This is a genomic window from Chryseobacterium populi, assembly GCF_000282115.1.
GTDB lineage: Bacteria > Bacteroidota > Bacteroidia > Flavobacteriales > Weeksellaceae > Chryseobacterium > Chryseobacterium populi.
In genome coordinates, this window is the sequence record NZ_AKJY01000096.1 from 1 (window position 1) to 518 (window position 518).

The 518-nt window shown below is 29.9% G+C and carries 1 protein-coding gene; it reads right to left on the reverse strand.

Annotated features, from left to right (window positions below; all coding sequences use genetic code 11):
- Positions 1-50: 50 nt before the first annotated feature.
- Positions 51-518 (reverse strand): transposase (locus tag PMI13_RS18210; RefSeq protein ID WP_007846475.1); only part of this gene is annotated, 468 nt, incomplete at its 5' end.

Below are 518 nucleotides of genomic sequence, written 5' to 3' on the forward strand. Positions count from 1 at the left end.
TAAGACACGAGCGAGACGCTCGCGCCCAATGTCATTAAGTTAAGCAATTGTCATAACGCATCTTTTTGATTTTTAGATACTTTTGGTTTTATTCGATTTCGATATTTCCCAATATCTCTTTTATTGGAGCGATTGGGTCTTATCGGAACAAGATGATTTTTAAAGAGTTCTTTTAACTCTTCTATAACCTCCTTTATATTTTGTTCTTTGAGAAACATACTTATTATTCTGTTTTTCATAAAGCCATAAGATAAGTTAGTGTTGATTTTGTAATTGTATTTTTTGTTTATGTTATTTTCCTTTATTTCTTCAGCTAAATCCCCTACAATAAGTGTTTGCACATTACTGACAAATAAAGTCGCAAAGAAATCTTGTAGTATGCTTTGATGTGAATATCCTGAGAAATGTTCAATTTTTAGTTTGTTTTTAAACTCATCATAAAAAGTCTCAACCTTCCATCGTCTGAAATATAACTCTTTAAAAAAAAGTGGAGTATATTTTTGACTTTCCAGTAATGA